We start from the raw sequence: 26269 nt of genomic DNA on the forward strand, positions 1-26269 counted from the left end.
TTTTATTAGCGGCTATACATATTTAAACCGTTTGATATTCTTTTTAGGTGTTTTTTCAAATTCTTCGTCAACCATCTCAAATGCGGTAACCTGTTCATAACGCGGCAAATCGGCATTCAGTTTTTTACGGTTTTCTTCCATTATGTCGGCAAAACGTTCCATCTCAATGTGGTGTTCTTTCATGGCTTCGTGGTCAGGATAAACTTTGGCCACAAGTTTTCCATCACGTTCAACAACAACACATTCCGAAATATAATGGAGGTTCATAATTTTTGCTTCAATTTCTTCCGGATAAATATTCTGACCGGAAGGCCCCAGAATCATATTCTTCGTACGTCCTTTAATAAATATGAAATTGTTTTCGTCAATTATCCCCAGGTCGCCTGTTTTCAGCCAGCCATCGTCGCTAAAAACAGTTTTTGTAAACTCTTCGTTTTTATAATAACCGGTCATTACATTTTCTCCGCGCACCTGAATTTCTCCAACCGTATTGTATGGATCGTCTGAGTCGATACGCACTTCCATGCGGTCAACAAGGCGACCTGCCGAACCGGGCACCGTTTTATCCCAGGCTTCGTAACTAATTAGCGGGCCGCACTCTGTCATTCCGTAGCCAACGGTAATCGGGAAATTTAACTTGCTGAAAAATTTCTCAACGTCAGTACTTAACGGAGCCCCGCCAATAACAATTTCGAAAAACCGGCCGCCAAATGTTTCAATAAGTTTTTCCTTGATTTTTTTCAGAATGATATTCGAGATAAAGGGGAGTTTCAATAAAACGCGCATCAGTGGTTTTTCTATATTAGGCAAAATGCGTTTTTTATAAATTTTTTCGATAACCAGTGGCACTGATAAAATGAGGTGCGGTTTTACTGCACCAAACACCTTGGTAATTATTGCCGGCGATGGGATTTTACTGAGGAAAGTAATGTGGCAACCCCGAGTTACCGGGAATAAAAATTCGAACAGCAGGCCATAAACATGGGCCATGGGCAAAAATGAAACGATTTTGTGCCCCGGTTGCAACGGCATGTGCTCCCGGGCAAAAACAATGTTCGACGCAAGGCTTCTTTCAGGTATCATCACCCCTTTTGTAAAACCTGTGGTTCCTGATGTATAAGAAATTATACAGGTTTCTTCCCGGTCCCATTTTTCAAACTGAAACTGATTTTTTTCAAGCTTGTTTTTCTTGTAGTACTGAAACGCATCATCCAGCTTGTATTTAAGGTTTTTATCTTTTGCCGCATGCAGTGAAAAATCTTCCAGCACGATAATCGCATTCAGTTTTTCGGCATTATCGAAATCAATTTTCTCGAGCAATGATTGGGCACCGATTACCAACTTCGATTCCGAATGGTTGATAATATGATTGGTATTGCTCTCATTAAAATCAGGCAGAATGGGAACAATTATTATCCCGGCCGAAAGCGCTGAAAGAAATACAGCTCCCCAGTGCGCAGAGTTCCGGCCCAGAACAGCAATACGGTCGCCCCGCTGAACACCGGTTAGCTGATAAAACAAATGGAGCGACTTAATTATTTTGGCCACATCGCTGTAACTGTAATCATCTCCTTCGTAATTAGAAAAGGCCAATTGATCCCAACTGGCATGAAACGACTTTGTATAAAGTTCTGATAATGTATTATTTGTCATCATTTTTTAATTTTACTTAAAGCTCAAAATTAGAAAAAATCGGGCTCATTCTCTTCTGTTTTACCAATAACACCCGGCAAAAGTTATAATGATGTTCGAATAATATTTATTTTAACATTCATTAACATAAGCACTAAATTACTGTTTACCAATTTTTTATGATGTTAATTCTTGTTAAAGTTTATTCTGTGCAATAAAAAGGTAAACAAATCTTCTATTTATTCCTTTTAGGGAGTAAGAAAGTTTGAAAACAGTAAAAACAAAAGATTAAAAGTTATGAAAACAATGAAAACAACATTATTAGTTACAATTTTTGCATTTATAGCAAGTGCAGTGTTTGCCTCCGGAAATTTAAAAGTAAACATTGAGCAATCATCCCCGGAAGAAGCCATTGTTGAGGCAAGCAACGTTGAAGCAAAATTTTTTGAGGTTGAAATCATGGATGAATACGGCGACCGTTTTTACAGCAAAAAAACAGACGACAAATCGTTTACTTATAAAAGGAAGTATGACCTTTCAACCCTTGAAGACGGCACTTATTTCATGACTGTAGAGCACGGTGATGAAAAATACCTGAAGGAGTTTACAGTGCATTCAGGAGACATTCAGGTTGTAAATCAACGGAAAGTAGTTGACCCACATTTTAAAGTTGAGGGTGACATGGTTAAATTGTCATATCTGAATTTTCCGAACGACAACATGAGCATTGCCGTTTACGATGAAGGCAAACTGTTGCACGAAGAAGAAATTGAAACCCAATTTACCGTGCACAAGGCCCTGGACCTTTCCGAATTAAGACCCGGCAACTACAAAGTTGTTTTTGCTTCAGGGTTCGACATTTTTGAATACGACGTAGCATTGAAACAATAACAGATCAGTTATAAACTGAACAAGAATTCTTTAAGCGTGGAAATCCGGAGCTAAAACCTCCGGATTTTTTATTTCTGCATTTCACTCATTTTTTCAAATTGTTTCCCGATCTGCTTTCTGCTATGTGACCTTTTTTTCTTATTTTTATTTACTTATAAACTTTAACGTAGCTCAATGGGCACTTCATCGCAGAAAAACAAAAAAGAAAAACTCTTCGACGAACTCATTTCCGTGAAAATCCTCCTCCGGAAAAAGGAAAAAGAGTTGAAACAGTCAGGAGCTGATGCTCCGGGTTTTGAAACCCTGAAAAAAGAATTGTCAGACCTAAAGAAGAAAATCGCTGCCATTGAAAAAGCCATTTCAAAATACGGCGAGAGCTTTCTTGACGTTTACGATTCGGAACTGATAAATCCACTCACCGAATCGGACATTATTGTATTACGCGACGAAATCACCGAAATCAGAAATTCACTGGAGGCGTTCAGCAGGTAAGGAGAGTGGCTAAAAATTATTTTTTTTATACTAAAAAAGGAGGGCTGATTTCTCAACTCTCCTTTGCCTTGTAGCGGGGGCAGGACTTGAACCTACGACCTTTGGGTTATGAGCCCAACGAGCTACCAACTGCTCCACCCCGCAATATATTTTTAATATTTTTATTTTAAAAGAACTTTGTAGCGGAAGCAGCACTTGAACCTTCGTCCGGCAGCTGCCGGATATGAGCCCAACGAGCTACTCCCGAGTACTCGGGACTCCACCCCGCAATATATTTTTAATATTTTTTTCTAAGAACCTCCGTTTGTAACGGGCTGCAAATATAGTTACTTTTATTAAAAAAACAAAAAATCAGTTTTTTTCTTCGCGCAATTGTGCATATAACTTATTGGCAAAAATAAAATCGTTCAACTTTTTGTTCCTGGTTTCCAGTATTTCTTTGTTCGAGCCTGTCCAGGCCACCTCGCCTTTGGCAATAAAAAGAACCGACTCGCCAATTTCAATAACCGAATTCATATCGTGTGTATTGATAATGGTTGTCATTTCAAATTCACGGGTAAGGTGTTGTATCAGTTGGTCAATAATGGTTGCGGTTTCCGGGTCGAGGCCTGAGTTGGGCTCATCGCAAAACAGGTATTTCGGATTAAGCGCAATGGCACGTGCAATGGCCACGCGTTTTTGCATTCCGCCGCTTATTTCGCTGGGAAAGAGCTTAAACGCACTTTTTTCAATATTCACATGTTCGAGGCAGAATTCAACCCGTTTCTTTTTTTCTACCGGCGATTGGTGGGTAAACATATCGAGCGGAAACCTGATATTGGCTTCAACCGAAAGGCTGTCGAAAAGTGCACCTCCCTGAAAAACCATCCCGATTTCGCGACGCAATTTTTTACGTTCCTTGTGGTGCATTTTCACAAATTCTCTGTTGTCGTACCATATTTCACCCTGATCAATATCGTACAATCCCAGAATTGACTTCAGCAAAACCGTTTTTCCTGAACCACTTCGCCCGATTATCAGGTTTGTTTTTCCCTGCTCAAAACGGTTCGAAATATCTTTCAGTACATTAGCTCCGTCAAATGATTTATAAATATTTTTAACTTCAATCATGTCAGTAAAAGCCGCGTTAAAATTAAATCGAAAAACAGAATCAGAATATTCGTATTAACTACCGCAGTAGTACTTGCTTTGCCCACTTCCAGTGAACCGCCTTTCACGTAATAGCCAAAATACGCAGGCACCGAAGCTACCAGAAAACCGAAAACAACTGATTTAATAAGCGAAAAAGTAATGTAGTACGGGTAAAAAAGCCATTGAATACCTTCAATATAATCAGGAATAGAAATTACACCCGCAATGGGCCCGGTAACCAGTCCGCCGAGTAAACCAAAAAAAACACTGATGATAAACAGAAATGGGAAAATAAACACCACAGCCACTATCTTGGGCAGAATCAAATAGCTGGCCGAGTTCACTCCCATTATTTCGAGGGAATCAATTTGTTCGGTCACCCGCATGGTTCCAATCTCGGAAGTAATATTCGACCCTATTTTCCCGGCCATTATAAGTGCAAGCATGGTGGAAGAAAATTCCAGGATAAGCGTATCACGTGTCCCCAGCCCAACAAGGGTTGTCGGGTAAATGGGATTCGACATGCTGTAAGCAAACTGGATGGTCATAATCCCACCGATAAAGATTGAAATAATAATTACAATCCACACCGAATTTACCCCGAGCGTGTCAATTTCATGAAAAAGCTGCCGGACATACAACCTCAGTTTTTCGGGACGGCCGAAAACTTTTTTCAGAAGTGTAAAATACTGTCCGACATGAAAAAAAAACTTCATTTGCATAAAAATTTCAAGCTAGCTGAATCCGTTTCAGATTGCGGATAAAATTACAATATTAATGGCTGAATCAAAATAACAAGAACCAAAATAGTTGGGTAACTTCTTTTAAAATCCACCGTATTTCTTAAAGATTCTTTTTAAATTCATATTTTTACGCACAAAAGAATAAAATAATTGATGGAAAATAATTTTTGTATAATAATGGCTGGCGGTGTTGGTAGCCGGTTCTGGCCTCTTAGCAGAAGTTCTAGACCAAAACAGTTTTTAGATATTTTAGGAACCGGACGAACACTTATCCAGCAAACCTATGATCGCTATTCTTCGATTATCCCGCCCGAAAATTTCCTGGTTGTGACCAGCGTAAGCTACAAAGATTTGGTTTTGGAACAGCTCCCCGAGCTGAATGAGAAACAGGTTTTGCTTGAACCCCTGCGCAGGAATACAGCGCCATGCGTTGCCTACGCTGCCTATAAAGTAAAAACCAGCAACCCACAGGCCAATTTAATAGTTGCCCCGTCGGACCACCTGATATTGAAAGAAGAAGAATTTATCAGGCAGGTGCAGAACGGGCTGGAATTTGTAAAAGATCGTGACGCGTTGGTTACTCTTGGCATAAAACCGAGCAGGCCCGAAACCGGATACGGTTACATCCAGGTAAAAAAGAAAGTGAAATTCAATAACCTGGATAACCTCCACAAGGTGAAAACATTTACTGAAAAACCTGACAGTGAAATGGCCCGTATTTTTCTGGAAAGTGGCGAATTTTTCTGGAATTCAGGTATTTTTATTTGGTCGCTGCCCTCTATACTGGCTGCCTTCGACACTTATCTGTCCGATATTTCCAAACTTTTTGCCAAAGGACTGAAACTTTACAACACCGAAGACGAAGTGCATTTTATCAATAAAACCTACTCGGAATGCCAGGGCATTTCCATCGACTACGGAATTATGGAAAAAGCCGCCAACGTTTTTGTGCTTACGGCCGACTTCGGATGGAGCGACCTGGGGACCTGGAGCTCGCTCTACGATAATAAGGAAAAGGACAAAGAGAAAAATGTGATTAACGGAGAAAACATTTTAACATACGACACCAGCAATTGCATTATTAATCTGAGCGACGAAAAGGTAGCTGTTTTACAGGGATTGGACGGGTACATTGTTGCCGAATCGAACGACACGCTGATGATTTGCAGAAAAGAAGACGAGCAGCAAATTAAACAGTTTGTTACCGATGTGCGCATACAAAAAGGCGATTCGCTGGTTTAACCAATTTTTCAATGCCGGGGAAACACGCAGCTGGTAAACGCTCATGAATTCATCAATGCACGGGCAATTTTTAAATCTGCCGGCCAGGTAATTTTTATGTTTTCACGGTTTCCCTCCACCAGGTTAATCGCCTCGCCGCTGCTTTCCAAAACTGAGGCATCGTCGGTAAATTTCTCAGAATAGTTCTGATTATAGGCATTTTTTATGGCCGAAACCCTGAAGGTTTGCGGCGTTTGCACCATAAAAAAATTATTGCGGTTCACGGCCCGGGTTCCCCCGTTCAAAACTTCCCTCACCGACTCGGAAACCGGAATAACCGGAAGTGCATTCCCTTTTTCAGCGGTCATCTTAAAACAATTCTCAATGGTTTGCACCGATACAAAAGGGCGCACTCCGTCGTGGATAAAAACTATTCCCTCGTCCCCGATCGCGGCCAGCCCGTTTTTTACCGAATGAAACCTTGTTTCACCGCCTGCCACCAGGGAGTGTTGCAGGTTAAAATCGTGTTTCTTGCACAATTTTTTCCACACCGGGATCTCAGTTTCAGGTAAAACAAGAAAAAAGTCCATCTCCTCACCATACTTGAGAAAAGCTTCGAAAGTGTGCATCAAAATGGGCTTGCCTTCAATTTCGGCAAACTGTTTGGGTACAGCCTGTTTCATCCGGCTTCCCCGCCCCCCGGCAACAATAAGGACAAACTTTTTCATCTGCAACACTGTTTCTTTAAAATTGGTTACTTTGCCATAAAAGTAATTTAAATAAGAAAAAGTATGGAACAAGTACTGCAATTTCTTCAGGAGCTTGCTGAGAACAATAACCGCGATTGGTTTGAAGCCAACCGCACCCGATATACCGAAAGCCGCGAAAAAATGCTCTTTTTAACTGATGTACTGATAAATGAAATCAGAAAGTTTGATCCGGAAATTACGCCCATGAATCCGAAAGACTGCCTGTTCCGGATTTTCCGCGATGTCCGGTTTTCAAAAGACAAGCGGCCTTATAAAACCAATTTTGGCAGTTTTATAGCCCCGGGAGGCCGAAAAAGTGGTCATGCTGGCTACTATTTTCATGTTGAACCTTCAGTAAGTTTTGTGGGAGGTGGAATTTACATGCCACCTGCCGGGCCTTTAAAAGCCATCCGGAAACACATTGAACGCCACCCGGAGGAATTTTTGGGAACAATAAACCACCCGGATTTTAAAGCCATTTTCCCAGGAATGATGGACCACCAACTGAAAACAGCCCCGAAAGGTTTTGCCAAAGATCACCCGCTTATTCATCTGCTGCGCTATAAATCATTTGCCTTTTCAGCCCGTTTAAACAATGAAATTTTAATCAACGGTGACTTTATTGGTGAAGCAGTAAAAGCTTATCGCGAACTGCATAAAGCAAATTCCTTTTTAAACGAGGCTATCGATTCAGAAAAAAATTAATGCTACCAACCTGCACATAATTAACACTTTGATCGCAATCAACTGAAAAACCAGTTTACAAACTGGAAAAATAGTTGCAAAACTGAAAAATCAGTTGTATGTTTGTTGTGTCATTTTAGAAACTGTCATTTCCCGCGAAGCGATCCCTTCGGGAGACGAGTTTGCGAGGAGAAATCTGCTTATATTGATGAGATTCCTCCTCATTCTTCATCGGAATGACAAACTAACGAGTCTTAATATTTGTGTCTAAAAGTCTAAATATCTGAAAGAATGAAAAAACTAACACGAAAAGAAGAAGAGGTTATGAAAATCCTCTGGCGACTGAAAAAAGCGTTCGTAAAAGACATTATTGAAGAATACGACGATCCGAAACCGCATTACAATACTATCTCGTCGCTGGTGCGGTTGTTGCAGGACAAAGGAATTGTGGGTTACAACCAATACGGAAATACCTACCAGTACTACCCGCTGCTTTCGAAAGAAGAGTACCGGCGTTCGTTTATGAACCAGGTGGTGAGCGATTATTTCGACAATTCATATAAAAATGCCGTGGCGTTTTTTGTGAAAGAAAAAGGCCTTTCGGACGAAGAGCTCGAAGAACTGGTAAAAATGATTAAAGACGAAAAATAATGGAAAATTACCTCATCTATATCGGGAAAGCGGCCCTGGCAGCCGGGGCGTTTTACCTTGCCTACCTGGTGCTGTTTCAAAACCGGAAACAGTTTGTGTTCAACCGCATTTACCTGCCGGTTTCGCTGGCGCTGAGTTTTATCATTCCGCTCATCACGTTTACTACCGTAAAATACATCGAAGCTCCGGCAACCGATACAAACAGTTTTGCCTTTCTGAGTCAGGCTGCTGTTGCAACCGAAACGTATTCTGAATCACCTTCGTTGTGGCCACACTATTTGTTCGGAATGTATTTGCTGGGAATCTTCGGCTTCCTGTTTCACTTGCTGGCCGGGCATTTCAATGCCATCCGAATGGTGCAAAAAAGCCGTGCAAAAAATCTTTTTGGCCACCATGTGCACATCACAAAAAAAGACGTTCATCCATTTTCTTTTTTCAGCAAAATTGTGCTTTCAGAGAAAACATTGAACAGCCCCAACCTTGAAATGATTGTGGCCCACGAAAACATTCATGTGAAAGAAAAACACACGCTGGATATTCTGATTGCCGAAATTCTTTTCCTGCTGCAATGGTTCAATCCGTTTGCCTGGCTGCTGAAAGACGCCGTAAAAAACAACCTGGAATACAAAACCGATGATGAAATTGTAAAAACCAACGATCCGCAAACCTATCAACTGGCGATGGTGGCTTTGGCCGACAAAAGAGGCGTGGCACCGTTTTTAACCGCGTTAAACGGATCGCAACTAAAAAACCGTATAATCATGATGAAAAAGAAAACCGAAAACAAATTTGCCCCGCTAAAACAATTGATTATTCTTCCTTTGCTGGCTGTGCTCGTTATGGGACTTTCGAACCGCGAGGTTAAAACCGAAATCGTTCAGCACCAGGCTACAGATTCTGAAAACATTTTGCCTGAAAATAATCTGATGGATCCTGTTCCTTCTTCAACAAAAAACCAAACTGGTTCTGATACTGAAAAAGAAATTAAAAAGTTCCTGCTGTCAATAGAATTCAAGGATAACCAGTTTATTCTTCACGGGTTGAAAGGATGCGCTTTTACAGAACTGACATTCTCTGCCAACACCAAAATGCCGGTGGCAATTAACGAGTTTGGAATGACTTCCGCAGAAACCGGCAATTCGGCTGATGACTCCAGGTTTTTATTTGAAATTGAAAAAGTGGATGACCTGATTAAACTGACGGGGAAATCCGGCACGGCATGGAAAGAACTGACTTTCAGCCCTGCCAGTAAAAAACACTTGGTAAGTGAAGCCGGAGTTTCGATGGCAAATAAACCCCAGGCAGCTAAAAATGAAACAAAAACAGACTCCCACGGAAGAAGAACAGGACTTCCTCCCAGCTCAACTCTCATCGATACCTCCACCGAACCACTTTATATAATTGACGGAAAACCTACTGAAAACATCAGCCAGCTCCCACCCGACGACATTGAAAGCATTAGCGTGCTGAAAAATGCTTCGTCCACTGCGCTTTATGGGAGCAAAGGCAAAAACGGGGTGATTTTGATTACTACAAAATCAAAATCTTACGATTATTTGAATGACAACGCCCAAAATGTCCGGCCTATACCAGGGGAAGAGCTCAAAAATCCCGATGAGATGCCTCAATTTCCGGGAGGGGAAATCGGTTTGAAAGAATTCATCGACAACAGCATTGTTTATCCTGAAAGAGCACGCAAAAATGGGATTAACGGGACGGTTTATGTAGATTTTGTTATTTCAAAATCGGGAAAAGTTACCGATGCCAGAATTTCCCGCGGTGTTGATCCTGATTTAGACAAAGAAGCTCTGCGGATAGTAAATACACTGCCTCCCTGGAGGCCCGGAAGAAAAGACGGAAAGCTTGTGGATGTGTCTTACACGGTTCCGGTTGATTTTGTTTTGAAAGATGCCCCTGCAAAAGCGAGCCTGGCAACTTCGACTATTCTATCTACAAAACCACTTTATATTCTCGACGGAAAAGAAACAGAATCAATAGATGATATTTTGCCGAAGGACATTGAAAGTATTGATGTACTGAAAGGTGAATCAGCCACCAACCTCTATGGCGAAAAAGGCAAAGACGGGGTGATTATTATAACATCCAAAAAATACGCAGAGCAAAATAAAATCACGACCGAAATGGAACTCCGAAAATTTATTGCAGAAAAAATCAAATACCCGGTTGTTGCGCGCAATGCCAATAAAGAAGGCACTGTTCAGTTTTTTATAGAATTAAGCAACAGCGGTCGGGTGATGAAAATTTCGGAAAAAACCTCCGGAGACGAACAGTTTCTGGACGAAGTAGTGGTAGTAGGTTACAAAAATAAAGATGACGTTATTATCAAGAATGATTTTATCGATACAGAAAATTCTGTATTGAAAAATGAAGTTAAACGAACCATTCGTCAGCTTCCGAAAATTGAAATGCCTGAATACGAAGGAAAAACCGTTGGTATTACCGTAAAATTTATGCTGCAATAATTGTTTGGCTCAACTGAAGTATTTCCCGCTGATTTCGCTGATTTTCGCAGATAATTTTTTTAAAAATCAGCGTTTATCTGCGCAATCTGCGGGAACTATCTTTCTCAAAACGGCAACTTTCCCAAATCCAAATTTCCACCCGAGAGAATGATTCCCACCTTTTTATTTTGCACATTGATTTTGTTTTCGAGGATGGCGGCCAGCGGCACGGCCGAAGAAGGTTCGATGATGATTTTCATCCGCTCCCAAATCAGGCGCATGGCTTCCACAATTTTTTCTTCGGAAACGGTCACGATATCATCCACTTTTTCAGAAATGATAGCAAAATTACGCTCGCCCAATGAAGTGAGCAGTCCGTCGGCAATGGTTTTGGGATTGACCGAAGGAATCAGTTTCCCGGCCCGGAACGACCGGAATGCATCGTCGGCACCTGCCGGTTCAGCCGCAATTACTTTGCATTCGGGCAGTAGTTTTTTAGTAGAGATGGCAGTTCCGCTGAGCAAACCACCGCCGCCCACCGGGGCAATAATTATGTCGAATTTCCTTTTTCCTTCAATCAATTCTTTGGCGGCGGTACCCTGTCCGGCAATCACGTGAAAATTGTTGTACGGATGAATTTCGGTGGCCCTGGTTTCTTCCACCACTTTTGCCAGCGTGGATTCGCGGGCTTCGAGGGTCGGTTCGCAAAAAGTGATGTGTGCGCCGTAACCGGCCACTGCTTTCTTTTTAATCTCGGGCGAAGTGCGCGGCATCACAATGTGTGCGGCAATTCCGCGCATTTTTGCGGCCAGTGCCAGCGCCGCCGCATGGTTTCCGGAAGAATGCGTGGCCACACCTTTTTTAGCGTCTTCTTCGGAAAGTGAAAAAACGGCATTGCATGCACCCCGGAATTTAAAAGCGCCCACTTTCTGAAAATTTTCGCATTTAAAAAACAGGCTGTTCCCCACAATTTTGTTGATGCTTGTCGAAGTCAAAACCGGGGTTCGGTGCGCATATTTTTGAATGGTTTGGTGGGCCGTATAAATATCGTTGTAAACTGGTAGAAAAGACATTAATTCTATTTTAATAAACTCTGCACTTCATTTTTCAAAAGAGGGAGATCTTTTTTGATGATGGCCCATATAGCATTATCATCAATACTATCGTATGCATGAATAAGTCGGTTGCGTAATGCAATAATTTGACTTTTATTATTCAGCGACCCTTTTATTGATAACTTTTCGTAATAATTAACTGCTTCACCAATAATAGCCAGTTGGCGCTCAACAGCGCTACTTGTTTTTCTATCTTTAAGATAATCAGAAAAAGAATAATCGGATGGAATGAAATCTTCAATAAATTCTATTGCCATTAATATATCCAGTAAATATTTATCAGCCTTCTTGTTCATAGATTAATACCTTTGTAGAATCAATACTTTCCCTTAAAATTTTATTTCGGATCGATAAATTTGTCAGCAAATCAACTTTTCTATTAAAAAAATCCTCCAACTTATCCCATAATGAAAGTAGTTTTTCTCCTTTTGAAATGGGATCCGGTTCATCGATTTCAACCAGCAAGTCGATATCGCTTTTTTCGGGATCAAACTCATCAGAGACAGAAGAACCAAAAGCATAAATTTGCTTCACCTGATGATTTTTACACAAGGTTATAAAATCATCTTTGTTTCCTATCAAATCATTTATGACCATGAATCAAAGATAGTTCAAATTTTCGTTGCGTTCAATTTCAGCATTTATTTAATACTCACGCAAAGGCCCAAAAAGGTAAAAATAAATTCTCTTCGCGACTTTGCGTGCAATCCTCCTCTTTTAAAATTCTCCTTTAAAGAAAAATGCCTCCACACCTTTTACGCCAGGACGCGTTTTAAACAGGCCGCCGGCATGTGGAAATTTTTCCAGTTCCTCGTCGCTGGTTCCCTGCCGGGCAGTAGTAATGTAGAGCGTACCCAAATCCTCATCGCCGAAGGCGCAGGACGTTACATTTTTTGCCGGCACGTCGATGGTACGCAGTAGTTCTCCGGTTTCGGGATTCCAGCAGCCCACTGCCGAACCGCCCCACAATGCGACCCAGATATTCCCGTCGGCATCGATGGTCATTCCGTCGGGCGCGCCCATTTCAGAAGGCACTTCAACCGCAGTTTGCGGATTTGAAATTTCGCCGGTTGCATTGTCGTAATCCCACGCCATCACTTTTTGCGTTGGTGTGTCAATGTAGTACATTTTTGTGGCATCGGCTGACCACACAATTCCGTTGGAAATGCTGACATTTTCAATCATCGGGTGAATCGTGCTGTCCGGGTCGAGGCGATATAGCGTGCCGGCTTCTTTTTTCCCGTTCATATTCATGGTTCCTGCCCAGAAACGCCCGGCCGGGTCGCATTTGCCGTCGTTAAACCGGTTGCCTTCGATTCCTTCTTCCGGGTTGGCAATCAGGTTTTTGGATCCTGTTTCCGGGTCGAACTGGTAAAACCCGTTTTCCAGCGCCACCATTACCATGCCCGATTCGGCAGGAACAACCGTTCCAATCATTTGCCCGGTAAACATTTCCTTGTTGTTTTTCAATTCAGGATTATAAAAATTCAGGATTTTACCGGTGATATTCACCCAGAGCAGTTCTCCGGTTTTATGGTTCCAGATGGCTCCTTCGCCCAAATCCGATTGCGTATCGAGTAAAAGTTCCACTTCATTCTTTTTTTGAGTTGAACAGCCTGCCAGAAAAATAGCGGCAAAAAATATCAGTAACGTTTTTTTCATTTTCACTGCATTATTTTTAAAGATTCCGGCTTTCGCCGGAATGACAATTCCCATCATGAAAAGACGCTGCTTTCAGAAGTTAACTACTCACACTCAAATACTTTCAATCAACTCTTTCATGATTCGGGTCATTTTGGGTTCGGCTTTCATTGCTACCTGCTGTACTTCTTCGTGCGAAATTTCCACAATCTCGCCCGGCACACCACTGTCGGTAATAATGGAAATACCAAAAATACGGATTCCCATGTGGCGGGCCACAATTACCTCGGGCACTGTTGACATGCCAATTACATCGCCACCCAGCACGCGGAACATTTTATATTCGGCCGGCGTTTCGAATGTTGGCCCCTGCACACCAATATACACTCCTTCTTTCACCTGGATATTGTATTCCAGTGCAATCAGTTTGGCTTTATTGCGCAGCCGCTCGTCGTACACTTTACTCATGTCCGGGAAACGTGGCCCCAGTTCATTGTCATTTTTCCCGTGCAGCGGATGTTCCGGGAAAAAATTGATATGGTCATTAATCAGCACAATATCACCCACATGCCAGCCAGGATTAAGGCCTCCCGATGCGTTGGAGACAAACAGGTGAGACACACCAACAAATTTCATCACCCTTACCGGAAAAGTAACTTCCTGCATAGTGTACCCTTCGTAATAATGAAACCGGCCCTGCATGGCCAGCACTTCTTTGTTTCCCAGCTTGCCGTAAATTAACCTGCCGGCGTGACCATCTACTGTGGAAACGGGAAAATTGGGAATTTCGTCATAGGGAATGGAATCCAGTATTTCAATATCGTTTACCAAACCACCCAGGCCGGTCCCCAGAATAATGCCAACTTCAGGCCGGGCGTTTATTCTTTCTTTTATGTAGTTCGCGGTTGCTTTTATTTTCTCCAACATAATTTAAAATCTTTTTATTAAACATTTTACCTTCGTTTTCCAGGAATCTGACTTTCACCGGTAAATAGTAAAGCACTTCTTTTAACTGTTCATCCAGGTCAGTCATTCCGCTAAAACGCACGGCATCTTTTTCGGTTGTAATAATTATCTTTTTGTCTCCCGGCAGCGATTCAAATTTACGCATAATTGTATCAATGTCATTCTTCGAGTAATTATGATGATCGGGAAAAGAAATAATTTCGGTGGTATCAGAAAATTGTTTGAGGTATTCGGGAATTAACCTTGGAAAAGCAATTCCGGTAACAATAAGAATTGAGTAAGATTTTTGATCGTAAAAATCGGTTTTTAGTTCAGTTCCTGAAAATACCGGTTTGATTTTATCATACTCAAAAGTGGTAAAAAACAGTTCCTGATAAGGTTTCAACCCAATAGTTTTTGTAAGAATACGGCGCATAATAGGCGTGATTTCTCCGGGGCACTTGGTGAAAATAATAATGTTGGCCCGGCGCATTTGCCTGGCGCTTTCGCGCAACCGGCCGGCGGGTAAAAGCATATCTTCATTTATCTGCCGGTTATAATCGATGAGCAATATATTTAACCCGGGAGTTATGCGCCTGTGCTGATAGGCATCGTCGAGCAGAATGACATCGGGTGAGGTTTCATCGTCATCCTGAAGTAATTTTTCAACTCCTGCCACCCTGTTTTCGCATACCGAAACTGAAATGTCCGGAAACTTTTTCTTCACCTGCAAAGGTTCATCGCCAACATCAGAAAAAGGAGTTTCAGCCTCAACCTGCATAAACCCTTTGGTTTTCCGTTTGTATCCACGACTTAAAGTAGCTACTGTAAAGTTATCTTTTAACAGTCCAATCAAATATTCAACATGAGGTGTTTTGCCTGTTCCGCCAACGGTAATATTCCCGATTGAAATTACGGAAATATCAAATTCCTTCGATTTTAAAATATTCAAATCGTATAAACGGTTGCGGATGTAAACAGCAACTCCGTAGAGAAAAGAAAAAGGATATAGCAGTAGTTTAACCATCTGTTCAATTTTAAGAAAGCGAAGATAAAAATTTTAACCCCGGGAGAAAATCGCACCAGGCAACAACTACATTTATTCCACGATGGTTTTTAACAGTTTCCCGGCCTGTACGCGGTCTGTTAATTCCATATTATTAAGCAATGCCAGGTCATCCATTTGCGATTGTGGCACACCGAATGAATCCAGAGCCTGAGCCAGGGTGGAAGCACGCTGCACGCGCCTGACATCAATACGTTTAGGCTGCACGCTAAGTTTCGCAGGATCAGTGAGCCGGTTGAAATTCATCATCGTCGATTCGAAAGTGCGGAACCACGAGTTAAAATCAGGCCCGGTTGACACACCGTGGAACACGTAAATGGCATCGTTGTAATCGATGAAATACGACACCACCTTAATTGTTTGCTGCTCGCCGGTTTGCTGGCTTTGCGATGCCTGATCCGAAACAGCAGAAATAGCCGGCATCCCGTTCACCGTGGTTCTTTCTGAATCAAGAACATTCAACTCCAAATCGCTGAGAGTGGTTTCAGCAGCTTCGTCGAGATTATCTTGCCGGGCCATTGAAAAAATCATCATAGCGTTTCCCTCTTTCGGTGCCATCTGTACTTGAAGCGGGGAGTTTTCGAGCTGCCAGCCGGCAGGAACCGGGAATTGAAACTTCATTTCGGGATGGTAAAATGCATTTCCGTCAACATATCCCTGTCGCGGGTCTTCGCCATATACCATCCCGTCAATCATTTGCAGATAGTTGTCTTCATTAACCTGCCAGTCATTGTATCCGAGGCTGTCTTTCCATTGCCCGGCCAGTTGCGTTACTGTGGTGTAACGATCGCCCGGATCGGGGTGAGTCGATAAAAAAGTAGGAATTCCTCCCTGACTGCTTTCCATCTGCATTTTGTTCAACACATTAAAAAAGTCGGCCATTTTCTGCCCGTCGTAACTGATGCGCGATGTATATTCAACCCCCAGACGGTCGGCTTCCCGTTCATTGTCGCGGCTGAATTTCAGGAACAACAGTTGCATGCCCTGCATGGCATACCCTGCAAACTCACGAAAATCCTCGGAAGCAATCATTCCGCCGATTAAAAGCAGCTGCCCCAACTGCTGCTTGCTTTGCTGACTAACAGTGTGCCGGGCGGTAATGTGCCCCATTTCGTGCCCCAAAACGCCCATCAGTTCTGCTTCGTTGTTAAACTGCGCCAGAATTCCCCGTGTAAAATAGATGTATCCGCCGGGAACTGCAAAAGCATTGACCACAGGAGTATCCAAAATTCGGAAGTGGTATTGCAGGTTGGGCCGGTGCGAAATTTTACCCATTTCGTCGCCTTTGGCCTGAATCAGCCTCATGAGCTGCTCGTCTTCATACTGACCAAAAGTGGAAATTACCTGCGGATCGTATTGTTCTCCCATTGCAATCTCCTGGGCCTCCGACATGAGCATCAGCTGCCTTTTCCCGGTTACCGGGTTAACGGCACACGACGGTACCATCAGCAAAATTGAAATGATTAGCGTTAACCTGGTCAAAATATTTATTTTCTTCATATTCAGTTTTTTTCAAGTAAAAACACCGTTAAAATTCCATATGTCTTTTCGATGATTCCACTTAATTGCTATTTTTACTTTTTGGTATCATAAATATCGCAATTTATTTTTCGGAAACAGAATGATTTTAAATAAATATATACTCCTGATTTTCCTGATACCCGCTCTTGCTGCCTTTTCAACAGCCCAGGAAAAAGCGCTGGAAACCATAACCGAAAACGTTTTAAAGCGCCACATTATTTTTTTGGCATCCGACAGTTTGCAGGGGCGCGCACTAAATACGAAAAATAACGGGCTTGAAACTGCTGCCAATTACCTGCGGGAAAATGCAAAAAATATAGGATTAAAACCCTTTGAAAATGACTACTTTCAAGCTTTTGAAGTACAGGCATCAAAACTGGACTGCAAAGGTACCTCACGGGAAAAATCAAGAATTACCTATTCTGTTCATTCTAAAAACCAATCGCCACATGAAAAAACAGCTCAAAATACGGAACTAATTTCAACCCAAAATGTGGTGGGAATACTGGAAGGAAGCGATACTCGCCTGAAGGACGAATGCATTGTCTTTATGGCGCATTATGATCACCTGGGAACAGATGAAGAAGGAAATATTTTCAATGGGGCTGACGACAATGCCACGGGATGCGCTATACTCCTTGAGCTGGCAGAAGCATTTTCGCAACTCACAATGATGCCGCGCCGCAGCATACTGTTTTTATGGACAACCGCCGAGGAGACAGGAATGCTGGGGTCGCAGCACTATGCCCAAAACCCGGTTTTCCCACTGGAAAAAACCAAAGCGGTTATTAATATCGACATGGCCGGCCGGGTGTATGAACCGCGAGATTCGGTTTGGAAAAAATCGCCCAAACTGGTTAAGGATTTCAACGGCATTTACACGCTGATAAGCGATTTCAGCCCGGAGCTGGACGAGATTACGGATTCTGCCTGCAACCAACTGGATCTGGTACCCGACAAATCGTTGCCGGAATCCTTTTTCAGAAGCAGTGACCACCACCACTTTCACAGCCGGGAAATACCTGTTTTGAATTTGTCAACTGGTTATCATGCCGATTACCACAAAGTTACCGATAAAATTTCACGCATCCGGTTCGATAAAGTAAAACGCGTGGCCGATTTGTGCATTTTGGTGGGGTTTGAAATGGCCAACCAATGAAAGCAAAAAAAAATTACTATCTTGAAATATTTTGCATTTTCATACAGCCGATATTAGCTGAGAATATTAATGATTTAGTTTTCAGACAAACGCCTTATTAGTCCTAAAATGGGTATTAATTGTAACTTTGTATTGTATTGTTAATTATTTTGTGTATGACCTATTTTAATGACTTAAGAAAAATTACAAAGGGTATTCCTGATACTATTGTTGATTTCAATATCCCAAGAGACAAGACAACACCACCAACTCAGGCTTCCAGCAACTTTATCACAAATAAAGAACAAGGTGATTGGGCTGAAGATTTAATTTTTAGAGCAATAAATGAAACTTCAAATAATTTCGTAGCAGTGAGATATGGAAAATCTGATGACTTAGTAGCTGGAGAAAAAGGTTTTGAAAAATTTTATAATGAATTTCAGGATGAATTAGATAATATCGGAAAAAGACCTGATTTGTTAATATTCAAAAAATCAGATTTTAACGAAGAACTTGGGTTAGATATTAGTGGCTTAAAGCATACGAAAATAACTGACTACGTAAAAAAAGCATTTGCCGGTTTAGAGATTAGATCAAGCGCATTTTTGATAGAAAAATATGAAAATGAAATGCAAAGCAGAACAAAATTTCATCTGAGTGAAACCCTAAGAATAAAAGACATAATATTAAATGAATATTCAGACTTTTTAAATCATCCAAAGAAAAAACCCTATTTAGATCTTTTAAAAACCATCAATAAGAATACAGTTTATGCCATAAGTTTTAGAAGACCAAGCTGGAACTCTACTGAAAAGTTGCAAGAGTTAACAGGCCTTTTTAAAGAACTAAAGAGTCATATCAATATCATTCAAAAAAGAGATTATTTAAGCATTACCCCCAAAGTAGAAGACATTAAAGTCGTGTATCGCTGGGCAGAAACATTTGATGTCCCTCACTATTATATTCAGGTATTTTTTGATAAATCATATGGTATTTCATTTAAGCAAATTCTTAAACTTTTAACTGATTCGGATAAAGAAGGTGAGTATTACGAAATCAGTAAGGACATTAAAAATCAAAATAAGACCACTATCAAAATCAATACACGAAAAACAAAACAGATTGCTTACAAAATAATAGAACCTGAACATAGCAGTGTTAAAAGAGAAATGGGAAGGGGAAGGTTGTTGTTTTATGTAACTTTTAAAGGTGGCACAGCATACCTTAATATAGATAATTTGAGAAACCTTCTGAATATAAGCGAAAAAGATTTCTAATGGAAGAAATGAAAGAAATATTAATGAAAGATAATTCTATTGAGAAAGACTATTCTAAATTAACGTCTTTAGAACATAGAAAAAAATTTGCTCAATACTTTACCCCATACCCTCTTGCTTCACTTATGGCAAGCTGGATTTTAAATAATTCAAACCTAAAAACGGTTCTTGAACCTGCAATTGGATTAGGAGTTTTTTCCAGAGCTTTGTTGGAAAGAAACGACATTAAAATTAAGGGATTTGAAATTGATAATACCATTCTTACTAAGTCAAAAGAAATTTTTGCAGATTACGATAATATTGATTTCATTCTAAAAGATTATATGTTTAATGATTGGGATAACAAATATGATGGAATCATTTGTAATCCCCCTTATTTTAAATTTCACAACTACGACAATAAAACTATTATTAAAGAAATTGGAACAAGATTAAGTATTAAACTAAATGGTTTTACAAACCTCTATTCATTATTCTTACTCAAATCAATTCACCAACTCAATAAAAATGGCAGGTTAGCTTATATTGTTCCCTCTGAATTTTTAAATTCCGACTATGGCAAGCTTGTCAAAACCGAATTAATTAAGAAAAAAATCCTTAGGCATTTAATTATTATAGATTTTAAGGAAAAGGTTTTTGATGATGCCTTGACCACGGCTTCTATTTTACTTTGTTCAAATGATACATACTCCAATCGTGTTAAATTTACTTACGTTAATAAGCTCACAGAACTAAATAAAGTTGAAGAATTAATAGCCAACTACCCAGTAATTAATGATGAAGCAAACACCTACTTTCTACATGAACTTTCTCCGGATGTTAAATGGAGAAAATATTATCAGAAACAAAAATCGACAGCCTTTAAAAACTTAATTCCTTTTGCCAGAGTGGGAAAAGTGGTCAGAGGAATAGCAACCGGCGCAAATGATTATTTTACTTTTTCTAAATCCAAGGCAGTGGAAAATGGAATCAATGACAAATATCTTCTACCCTGCATCTGCAAAGCTTTGGACGTAAAGAATAAATTTTTCACTAAAAATGACTTTGTTAAACTTGTAAATAATAATCGAAAGGTTTTTTTATTTGATGCCATTGGTTCTAATGAAGATAAAGTTAAAGACTACATCAAAAAAGGTGAAAAGTTAGGAATTCATCAAAAATACTTAACATCTTGCCGCACCCCTTGGTATTCAATAGAAAACAGACCACCAGCACCTATTTGGGTCTCTGTTTTTAACAGAACCGGACTCAAATTTATTAGAAATGAAGCCAATATTTCAAACCTGACCACTTTTCATTGCATTTATCCTGTGCAATCTAATCTTTTTGACAATATTAAAATTGACCTATTATTTGCCTATTTAATCACAGATGTAGCAAAAGAAATATTCGAAGATAATAGCAGAGAGTATGGCAACGGATTACAAAAATTTGAACCGAATGACTTAAATAAAGCTCAAATGCTTGATCTTACAATGTTAGATAAAAAAAATGAACAGGATATTTTGAACTTATATTATCAATACAGAGAAACTGTTCTCAACTCATCACCAGACGAAACGTTAGTAGAAAAAATAAATGAAATATTTATATCTATATATTCACATTCCAATTTATAGGATCTTACGCTAAATAAACAGATTTTCTTTTTTTTAATATTCAGAAACAAACAACCATAATAATGAAGATTGTAGTTCTCGACGGATACACACTGAACCCAGGCGACCTGAGCTGGGATGGAATAAAAGAACTTGGTGATTGCACCATTTACGACCGCACTCCACCCGAAAAAACTGTGGAGCGGGCAACCGGTGCCCGGGCCGTTTTCACCAACAAAGTGATGTTCGACAAAAACACCATCGGGCAACTCCCCGATCTTGAATTTATTGGCGTGCTGGCTACCGGCTACAACGTAGTTGATATTGAAGCAACCCGCGAAGCTGGAATAACAGTTTCCAACATACCCGCCTACAGCACAGCCTCGGTGGCGCAGATGGTTTTTTCGCACATCCTGCATTTTGCACAAAATATTTCTATCCATGCAGCATCCGTAAGAGCCGGTGAGTGGGCCGACAGTATTGACTTCAGCTACCACAAAACACCCCAAACCGAACTGGCCGGCAAAACGCTCGGAATTATCGGATTTGGCCAGATTGGCCAGGCAGTGACCCGGATAGGACTGGCGTTTGGCATGAAAATCATTTTTAACAACCGCAGCCCAAAAGAAACTGATTTGGATGCCCGTCAGGTTGATTTGGATACGCTGCTGACCCAAAGCGATTTCGTAAGTATTAATTGCCCGCTAACCGATGAAAATGAGGGATTTTTCAATAAAAGTATCATTGAAAAAATGAAACCCACTGCTTTTTTGGTGAACACCGGTCGCGGCCCGCTGATAAATGAAGATGACCTTGCTGAAGCTCTCATCAACGGCAGAATTGCCGGTGCCGGCCTCGATGTGTTATCAACCGAACCGCCGCGACCCGGCAATCCGCTTACCACAGCAACAAATTGTTCCATTACCCCGCACATTGCCTGGGCAACCACCGAAGCCCGGGAACGATTAATGCAAATTGCAAAGGAAAACCTGAAAGCGTTTCTGGAAGGAAAACCACAGAACAAAGTGAATTAAAGGCTGTTGCAAAAGCTTTTTTTGCAAGCAAAATTTTTCCTGTTTTTTTTGAAACAAAGGAGCCAGCCTTTCGTTTTAATGGTGGTTTTTGGGGGAATTATTCATCTTTCTCCCAGGTGTTTTTTGATTAGCCGCCAATTGGATTCATCTGCCAGCAAGAGCCTGTCGGCTTCCGAGATGTCCAGAGCACTCACCTTTCCCCAGTCCAACCAGTCGTAGGCGATGTGTTCAGTCAGTTTTAACTTCCCACCACGAATATAACAGAGAAACGGTATCAGTTGAATTTGTTTAAATCCGTAGTCGAAAACAGCTGGTTGCAGTTTTTCTCTAACTTCTACCTGGAGCTCGAGTTCTTCTTCAATCTCACGCTGAATGCACTGTTGTTCTGTTTCGCCCGGTTTTAATTTTCCGCCAGGAAATTCCCACTGGTAAGGGTGATGCGGATGTTTGCCGCGCTGGGCAAGCAGGATTTTTCCATTCTGAACAATTAAGGCACATGTAACTTTTATCATCTTTCAAAAATAATTAATCGGAAGCTGATATCTTTGTAAAAAAGGCATAAATGACCCGAAAAGAATTACTCGATTTAATTGTTTCGTGGGAAAACCTCCCGCTGTTAGTACAGGAGATTCAAACGAATCCTGAAAAATTGAAGCTTCTTTTTGAATTGACTTTTAAAAGCAACCACCCCAAAAGCTGGCGCGCTGCGTATATTGTCGATAAAATAAACGACAACCACCCGGAACTGATTGACCCGTTCATTCCACAAATAATTTTCAGTTTAAAAACAGAAACCAGCAGCAGCAAAAAACGGCATTACCTGAAACTTATCAGCCAACATAAATTTTCCCCGAAACACCACGCATTTTTAATGGATTATAGCCTGAACTGTTTTACTTCGGCCGGCGAACCGGTTGCCATCAGGGTGCATGCCTTGCAAATCCTTTTTAACATTTCAGAACAAGAGCCCGATTTAAAGCCAGAGCTGCTTTCGGTTATCGAGCATGAACTGGAACTGCATGCCACAGCCGGCATTACTTCAAGAGGGAAAAAACTGGCCCGCATGCTGGCAAAACAGATTGCCCGGTCATGAGCCAACCTCCTCCGACAAGCGGTTAATCAACTCCTCCAGCCGGTTGTCGATTTCCCCGGCAAGCTCAGTTTGGTTGTGCTGTCGTGCGAGCACCAGCAAGTTTCTGATATGCGAAATTTCGCGGTTTTGTTCGTTCTCCACCACTCTGGCAAAGCGTTCAGGAAGCGAAAAGTAATAGTTGAGCATGGCAAAGCTGTTGTCCACCATTTTTCGCACTTTGTCGTTTCCTTTTTCAATGGCCCCGGCCCGGTAATATTGTTCGGTGGCCGGAAAGGAGTCGAACGTAAGCGGAATTATTTCGTCGGGAAACAGCTCAAACATTTTATCGATCACCTGCTCGGCTTTTTCCAACTGTCCTTCATCTGTCAGCTCTTCTGCCAGACGGGCAAACATGTAGCGGGCCTGAATAATTTTGATCTCGCGTTTGTTGTATTCATCCAGAAAAATGTCCGGGTCATTCACGTTTCCCCACACAAATTTTTTCATCACATTTTCGTAAAGAATATCGGAATCCACATGCCCAAAACGCATCCCTTCTCCCGGGGTTTTCACGGGCACAAACCGGTAGGCCAGCCCTTCAAACTGCAGCCAGTCGGTAAAAAATATACTGCCCGTGTGCAGCAGGCTGTGATCGATGTAGATTGGTCGTTCCCATTCATTTGCAGCAATAATGTTCAACACGGCCCATTCGCTTTTCGAAAGATAGCTTGTTTCGATGCTGAACTCCACCCGATCGGCAATTAGAGCTGAATCTTCGGGCTGAACAGTGCCGTTTTCGAGCACTTTCTCTTTATCCACTTCAAGGTAAAAATCCCTCGACGGAAAATAATTCAACGAACTGCCACTTTCCATTTTTAGCTGAGTACGGGCATCGTCGCTGCCAATAAAATTTATGGCATCTTTCAAATGAATTGCGCCATCTATTCTTTCCTGAAACAAAACGGCATCGCGGTGGCCGGTGTAATATTTTTCTTTGTCGAAAGAAAACGGAATGGGATCAGCCTCGTATGAAGTCATCCGGTGCTGGTTGATGTACCACTCCATGCCAAGGTAACTCAGGTTAACAATTTTAATGTCGGGCCGCACACCTTCCACTTCCTGCACATACCACAGCGGGAATGTATCGTTGTCGCCATAAGTAAAAAGGATGGCATTTGGCGCGCACGATTCGAGGTAATTAATGGCATAATCGCGTGTCATGTAGCGGCCAGATCGGTCGTGGTCATCCCGGTTTTCCGAAGCCAGGATTCCCGGCACCAACACCAGGCTGACTGCCGTCACTGCAACAGCGCCCGGAATACCGCTCAGTATTTTTTTAATCCCGGAATAAAGCGCAGGAACCGCCAGGCCAATCCAAATGGCAAAAGCATAAAACGATCCTGCATAAGCGTAATCTCTTTCGCGAGGCTGCACCGGAGTCTGGTTCAGGTAAACGATAATGGCAATCCCGGTGAACACAAACAAAGCCAGTGTTACGGCAAAACCCTGCCGTCCCTTTTTCCCCTGGTTGTACTGATAAAAAAAGCCAATCAGCCCGAATAGCAAGGGTAAAAAATAGTAAGTATTGCGCGAAGGTTCATTTTTCATAAAATCGGGCATGGCATGGCGCGGCCCTGTTCTTTCTTTATCCAAAAAGTTGATTCCGCTAATCCAGTTCCCGTTTAAAAAACTGCCGTGCCCCTGAGCATCATTCTGACGGCCTGCAAAATTCCACATAAAATACCGGAAATACATGTGCCCTACCTGGTACGAAAAAAAGAAACGCAGGTTTTCAGCAAAAGTGGGCTTCATAACGGTTTTTGCTTCGCCCCGGTCGCGTATCCTCACCGGTCGTCCTTCCACATTTCCCCACTGTTTGTATTCTCTGATATGTGCTGGCCGGCTGCTGTACATGCGCGGAAAAACCGTTTCCAGCTTTGGTTCGTAACGGGTGTCTTTTGCAATGGTGCCTGTCACCACATATTTCCCGTCAACTTTATTGTATAACTTCTGCTCACCAACCGAAGCAATTGCCGGTGCGTTGTAGTAAGGTCCGTGCAAAAGCGGACGATCGCCATATTGCTCGCGGTTTAAATAACGTTGCAATGCAAATGCATTGTCGGGATGGTTTTGGTTCATGGGCGGGTTGGCGGCAGAACGTATTAAAATGACTCCGAAAGAGGAATAACCGATAAGAATTACAATGACCGCCGTAACCACGGTATTCCAAACCACCAGATTTTTTTGAAGCGTGTAACGCACCGCCCACACCGAAGCGGCAACGATAAGTGCAATCATGAAAAGGATTCCGGAATTGAACGGAAGACCAAATGTATTCACAAACAATTTATCGAAAAGGAATGCAATTTTGGGGATTCCGGGAATTATAACATATTGTATGCCGCCCAGAATAGCTACTGAAACAGCAAAAGCTGCCAGGGCACCTTTCCACGAAAATTCATACTTCCGGAAATAATATACCAGAACTATCGCCGGAATGGCCAGCAGATTGAGCAGGTGCACGCCGGTTGAAAGCCCAACGAGGTAGGCAATGAGTATCAGCCAGCGGTTGGCATATTTTTCGTCTGCCACATTTTCCCATTTCAATATGGCCCAAAACACGGCTGCTGTAAAAAACGATGAGAGCGCGTACACTTCGCCTTCCACCGCCGAAAACCAAAATGAATCGGTAAATGTAAATGCAAGCGCCCCCACCAGGCCGCTGCCCAAAACAACCCACTGTTCTGCTTGTTTCAGTTCTCCTTCGGGAAATAATTTTTTGGCCAGGTGAACTATACTCCAGTAGAGCAGCATCACCGTTCCGGCACTGGCCAGCGCCGAAAGCATATTCACCATGTATGCCGCTTGTGAAACATCCGGAACCAGCAGTGTGAATACCCGGCCCAGAATCATGTGAAGGGGAGCTCCCGGCGGATGCCCCACCTCGAGTTTATAAGCACTGATTATAAATTCGCTGCAATCCCACCAGCTGGCAGTGGGCTCGAGTGTGAGAATATAAGTAATGGCAGCAACCGCGAATACTACCCAGCCCAGAAATTGGTTGATGGTTTTGAAGCGAAACATGGCGTATTTTTAAGATTCTGACAAATATAATGTTTTATGAGAAATGACTGGCGGCAAAAAAACGGGGCAAAATGCTTGTGAAAAGAAAAAATTTATACTTTTGCAGCGTCTTTAGAAAAAAG

General features: G+C 41.8%; 24 protein-coding genes and 1 tRNA gene. 11 read left to right on the forward strand and 14 right to left on the reverse strand.

What is annotated here, in order from left to right; translation table 11 throughout:
* Positions 1-12: 12 nt before the first annotated feature.
* Positions 13-1656 carry an AMP-binding protein gene (locus tag BUC07_RS09875; RefSeq protein ID WP_245792687.1) on the reverse strand — a complete coding sequence of 548 codons (1644 nt, stop codon included), beginning with the start codon at positions 1654-1656 and terminating at the stop codon, positions 13-15.
* A 282-nt stretch (positions 1657-1938) separates the two neighbouring features.
* Here BUC07_RS09875 and BUC07_RS09880 point away from each other — a divergent pair, with 282 nt between their 5' ends.
* Positions 1939-2523 carry a hypothetical protein gene (locus BUC07_RS09880; protein WP_139279533.1) on the forward strand — a complete coding sequence of 195 codons (585 nt, stop codon included), beginning with the start codon at positions 1939-1941 and terminating at the stop codon, positions 2521-2523.
* A gap of 174 nt (positions 2524-2697) precedes the next feature.
* Complete coding sequence (locus tag BUC07_RS09885) at positions 2698-3015, forward strand: hypothetical protein (protein ID WP_073168929.1); 318 nt, start codon at positions 2698-2700, stop codon at positions 3013-3015.
* 71 nt (positions 3016-3086) lie between these two features.
* Here BUC07_RS09885 and BUC07_RS09890 read toward each other — a convergent pair.
* The 3 genes from BUC07_RS09890 to BUC07_RS09900 form a co-directional block, all read right to left on the reverse strand.
* Positions 3087-3159: transfer RNA gene (locus tag BUC07_RS09890), tRNA-Met, on the reverse strand.
* A 207-nt stretch (positions 3160-3366) separates the two neighbouring features.
* Entirely contained in the window at positions 3367-4125 is a 759-nt protein-coding gene (locus BUC07_RS09895) for an ABC transporter ATP-binding protein (protein WP_073168931.1), read from the reverse strand.
* On the reverse strand, positions 4122-4862 hold the full coding sequence (locus BUC07_RS09900) for an MlaE family ABC transporter permease (RefSeq protein WP_073168933.1): 741 nt from the start codon (positions 4860-4862) through the stop codon (positions 4122-4124). Before BUC07_RS09900 ends, BUC07_RS09895 begins: the two co-directional genes overlap by 4 nt.
* Before the next feature lie 180 nt (positions 4863-5042).
* On the opposite strand from BUC07_RS09900, the gene BUC07_RS09905 reads away from it, so the two are divergent.
* Positions 5043-6131, forward strand: coding sequence for a mannose-1-phosphate guanylyltransferase (locus BUC07_RS09905; protein ID WP_073168934.1), 1089 nt, complete (start codon positions 5043-5045; stop codon positions 6129-6131).
* A gap of 41 nt (positions 6132-6172) precedes the next feature.
* On the opposite strand, the gene BUC07_RS09910 is transcribed toward BUC07_RS09905, so the two are convergent.
* On the reverse strand, positions 6173-6838 hold the full coding sequence (locus tag BUC07_RS09910; protein WP_073168993.1) for a 2-C-methyl-D-erythritol 4-phosphate cytidylyltransferase: 666 nt from the start codon (positions 6836-6838) through the stop codon (positions 6173-6175).
* 63 nt (positions 6839-6901) lie between these two features.
* Here BUC07_RS09910 and BUC07_RS09915 point away from each other — a divergent pair, with 63 nt between their 5' ends.
* The 3 genes from BUC07_RS09915 (at position 6902) to BUC07_RS09925 (ending at position 10677) form a co-directional block, all read left to right on the forward strand.
* On the forward strand, positions 6902-7564 hold the full coding sequence (locus BUC07_RS09915; protein ID WP_073168935.1) for a DUF2461 domain-containing protein: 663 nt from the start codon (positions 6902-6904) through the stop codon (positions 7562-7564).
* 270 nt (positions 7565-7834) lie between these two features.
* Complete coding sequence (locus BUC07_RS09920; RefSeq protein ID WP_073168937.1) at positions 7835-8194, forward strand: BlaI/MecI/CopY family transcriptional regulator; 360 nt, start codon at positions 7835-7837, stop codon at positions 8192-8194.
* Positions 8194-10677 (forward strand): M56 family metallopeptidase, encoded by a 2484-nt coding sequence (locus tag BUC07_RS09925; protein WP_073168939.1) that lies wholly within the window; start codon positions 8194-8196, stop codon positions 10675-10677. Before BUC07_RS09920 ends, BUC07_RS09925 begins: the two co-directional genes overlap by 1 nt.
* Before the next feature lie 104 nt (positions 10678-10781).
* On the opposite strand, the gene BUC07_RS09930 is transcribed toward BUC07_RS09925, so the two are convergent.
* The 7 genes from BUC07_RS09930 to BUC07_RS09960 all read right to left on the reverse strand — a co-directional run bounded on the left by BUC07_RS09930 (position 10782) and on the right by BUC07_RS09960 (position 16923).
* A complete protein-coding gene (locus BUC07_RS09930) occupies positions 10782-11729 on the reverse strand; it encodes a pyridoxal-phosphate dependent enzyme (protein WP_073168941.1) in 948 nt (315 codons plus the stop codon).
* 5 nt (positions 11730-11734) lie between these two features.
* Entirely contained in the window at positions 11735-12067 is a 333-nt protein-coding gene (locus BUC07_RS09935; RefSeq protein ID WP_073168942.1) for a HepT-like ribonuclease domain-containing protein, read from the reverse strand.
* Positions 12051-12368 (reverse strand): nucleotidyltransferase family protein, encoded by a 318-nt coding sequence (locus BUC07_RS09940; RefSeq protein ID WP_073168944.1) that lies wholly within the window; start codon positions 12366-12368, stop codon positions 12051-12053. Before BUC07_RS09940 ends, BUC07_RS09935 begins: the two co-directional genes overlap by 17 nt.
* 120 nt (positions 12369-12488) lie before the next feature.
* Entirely contained in the window at positions 12489-13433 is a 945-nt protein-coding gene (locus BUC07_RS09945) for an SMP-30/gluconolactonase/LRE family protein (protein ID WP_083578195.1), read from the reverse strand.
* A gap of 93 nt (positions 13434-13526) precedes the next feature.
* Complete coding sequence (locus BUC07_RS09950) at positions 13527-14339, reverse strand: purine-nucleoside phosphorylase (RefSeq protein ID WP_073168946.1); 813 nt, start codon at positions 14337-14339, stop codon at positions 13527-13529.
* Entirely contained in the window at positions 14278-15384 is a 1107-nt protein-coding gene (lpxK, locus tag BUC07_RS09955; protein WP_073168948.1) for a tetraacyldisaccharide 4'-kinase, read from the reverse strand. Before lpxK ends, BUC07_RS09950 begins: the two co-directional genes overlap by 62 nt.
* A gap of 72 nt (positions 15385-15456) precedes the next feature.
* Positions 15457-16923: a M48 family metalloprotease gene (locus BUC07_RS09960; RefSeq protein WP_073168950.1), complete on the reverse strand. Its 1467-nt coding sequence runs from the start codon at positions 16921-16923 to the stop codon at positions 15457-15459.
* 121 nt (positions 16924-17044) lie between these two features.
* Between BUC07_RS09960 and BUC07_RS09965 the strand changes: the two genes are divergently transcribed.
* From BUC07_RS09965 to BUC07_RS09980, 4 genes are all read left to right on the forward strand, one after another.
* Positions 17045-18103, forward strand: coding sequence for a M20/M25/M40 family metallo-hydrolase (locus BUC07_RS09965; RefSeq protein ID WP_073168951.1), 1059 nt, complete (start codon positions 17045-17047; stop codon positions 18101-18103).
* A 155-nt stretch (positions 18104-18258) separates the two neighbouring features.
* The gene (locus BUC07_RS09970) at positions 18259-19359 is read left to right on the forward strand and encodes an AccI family restriction endonuclease (RefSeq protein ID WP_073168952.1); all 1101 of its coding nucleotides are present in this window, start codon (positions 18259-18261) and stop codon (positions 19357-19359) included.
* Complete coding sequence (locus tag BUC07_RS09975; protein WP_073168953.1) at positions 19359-20978, forward strand: HsdM family class I SAM-dependent methyltransferase; 1620 nt, start codon at positions 19359-19361, stop codon at positions 20976-20978. The genes BUC07_RS09970 and BUC07_RS09975 overlap by 1 nt, the downstream gene beginning before the upstream one ends.
* A 62-nt stretch (positions 20979-21040) precedes the next feature.
* On the forward strand, positions 21041-21991 hold the full coding sequence (locus BUC07_RS09980; protein ID WP_073168954.1) for a D-2-hydroxyacid dehydrogenase: 951 nt from the start codon (positions 21041-21043) through the stop codon (positions 21989-21991).
* A gap of 101 nt (positions 21992-22092) precedes the next feature.
* Here the strand turns inward: BUC07_RS09980 and BUC07_RS09985 are convergent, their stop codons facing one another.
* Positions 22093-22503 (reverse strand): NUDIX domain-containing protein, encoded by a 411-nt coding sequence (locus BUC07_RS09985; protein WP_073168956.1) that lies wholly within the window; start codon positions 22501-22503, stop codon positions 22093-22095.
* 50 nt (positions 22504-22553) lie between these two features.
* On the opposite strand from BUC07_RS09985, the gene BUC07_RS09990 reads away from it, so the two are divergent.
* The gene (locus BUC07_RS09990) at positions 22554-23084 is read left to right on the forward strand and encodes a hypothetical protein (protein WP_073168958.1); all 531 of its coding nucleotides are present in this window, start codon (positions 22554-22556) and stop codon (positions 23082-23084) included.
* Here the strand turns inward: BUC07_RS09990 and BUC07_RS09995 are convergent.
* On the reverse strand, positions 23079-26147 hold the full coding sequence (locus tag BUC07_RS09995) for a glycosyltransferase family 117 protein (protein WP_073168960.1): 3069 nt from the start codon (positions 26145-26147) through the stop codon (positions 23079-23081). The two genes, BUC07_RS09990 and BUC07_RS09995, sit on opposite strands and share 6 nt — an antisense overlap.
* Positions 26148-26269: the final 122 nt, after the last annotated feature.

The sequence above is a fragment of the Tangfeifania diversioriginum genome (genome assembly GCF_900141875.1).
Lineage (GTDB): Bacteria > Bacteroidota > Bacteroidia > Bacteroidales > Prolixibacteraceae > Tangfeifania > Tangfeifania diversioriginum.

Coding starts and splice junctions, on each gene's coding strand:
- BUC07_RS09915 (WP_073168935.1), top strand. CDS start 6,902: ATGGAACAAGTACTGCAATTTCTTCAGGAGCTTGCTGAGAACAATAAC.
- BUC07_RS09960 (WP_073168950.1), bottom strand. CDS start 16,923: ATGAAGAAAATAAATATTTTGACCAGGTTAACGCTAATCATTTCAATT.
- BUC07_RS09925 (WP_073168939.1), top strand. CDS start 8,194: ATGGAAAATTACCTCATCTATATCGGGAAAGCGGCCCTGGCAGCCGGG.
- lpxK (WP_073168948.1), bottom strand. CDS start 15,384: ATGGTTAAACTACTGCTATATCCTTTTTCTTTTCTCTACGGAGTTGCT.
- BUC07_RS09995 (WP_073168960.1), bottom strand. CDS start 26,147: ATGTTTCGCTTCAAAACCATCAACCAATTTCTGGGCTGGGTAGTATTC.
- BUC07_RS09975 (WP_073168953.1), top strand. CDS start 19,359: ATGGAAGAAATGAAAGAAATATTAATGAAAGATAATTCTATTGAGAAA.
- BUC07_RS09940 (WP_073168944.1), bottom strand. CDS start 12,368: ATGGTCATAAATGATTTGATAGGAAACAAAGATGATTTTATAACCTTG.
- BUC07_RS09880 (WP_139279533.1), top strand. CDS start 1,939: ATGAAAACAACATTATTAGTTACAATTTTTGCATTTATAGCAAGTGCA.
- BUC07_RS09970 (WP_073168952.1), top strand. CDS start 18,259: ATGACCTATTTTAATGACTTAAGAAAAATTACAAAGGGTATTCCTGAT.
- BUC07_RS09945 (WP_083578195.1), bottom strand. CDS start 13,433: ATGAAAAAAACGTTACTGATATTTTTTGCCGCTATTTTTCTGGCAGGC.
- BUC07_RS09950 (WP_073168946.1), bottom strand. CDS start 14,339: ATGTTGGAGAAAATAAAAGCAACCGCGAACTACATAAAAGAAAGAATA.
- BUC07_RS09990 (WP_073168958.1), top strand. CDS start 22,554: ATGACCCGAAAAGAATTACTCGATTTAATTGTTTCGTGGGAAAACCTC.
- BUC07_RS09985 (WP_073168956.1), bottom strand. CDS start 22,503: ATGATAAAAGTTACATGTGCCTTAATTGTTCAGAATGGAAAAATCCTG.
- BUC07_RS09895 (WP_073168931.1), bottom strand. CDS start 4,125: ATGATTGAAGTTAAAAATATTTATAAATCATTTGACGGAGCTAATGTA.
- BUC07_RS09920 (WP_073168937.1), top strand. CDS start 7,835: ATGAAAAAACTAACACGAAAAGAAGAAGAGGTTATGAAAATCCTCTGG.
- BUC07_RS09965 (WP_073168951.1), top strand. CDS start 17,045: ATGATTTTAAATAAATATATACTCCTGATTTTCCTGATACCCGCTCTT.
- BUC07_RS09935 (WP_073168942.1), bottom strand. CDS start 12,067: ATGAACAAGAAGGCTGATAAATATTTACTGGATATATTAATGGCAATA.
- BUC07_RS09875 (WP_245792687.1), bottom strand. CDS start 1,656: ATGATGACAAATAATACATTATCAGAACTTTATACAAAGTCGTTTCAT.
- BUC07_RS09905 (WP_073168934.1), top strand. CDS start 5,043: ATGGAAAATAATTTTTGTATAATAATGGCTGGCGGTGTTGGTAGCCGG.
- BUC07_RS09930 (WP_073168941.1), bottom strand. CDS start 11,729: ATGTCTTTTCTACCAGTTTACAACGATATTTATACGGCCCACCAAACC.
- BUC07_RS09980 (WP_073168954.1), top strand. CDS start 21,041: ATGAAGATTGTAGTTCTCGACGGATACACACTGAACCCAGGCGACCTG.
- BUC07_RS09900 (WP_073168933.1), bottom strand. CDS start 4,862: ATGAAGTTTTTTTTTCATGTCGGACAGTATTTTACACTTCTGAAAAAA.
- BUC07_RS09885 (WP_073168929.1), top strand. CDS start 2,698: ATGGGCACTTCATCGCAGAAAAACAAAAAAGAAAAACTCTTCGACGAA.
- BUC07_RS09910 (WP_073168993.1), bottom strand. CDS start 6,838: ATGAAAAAGTTTGTCCTTATTGTTGCCGGGGGGCGGGGAAGCCGGATG.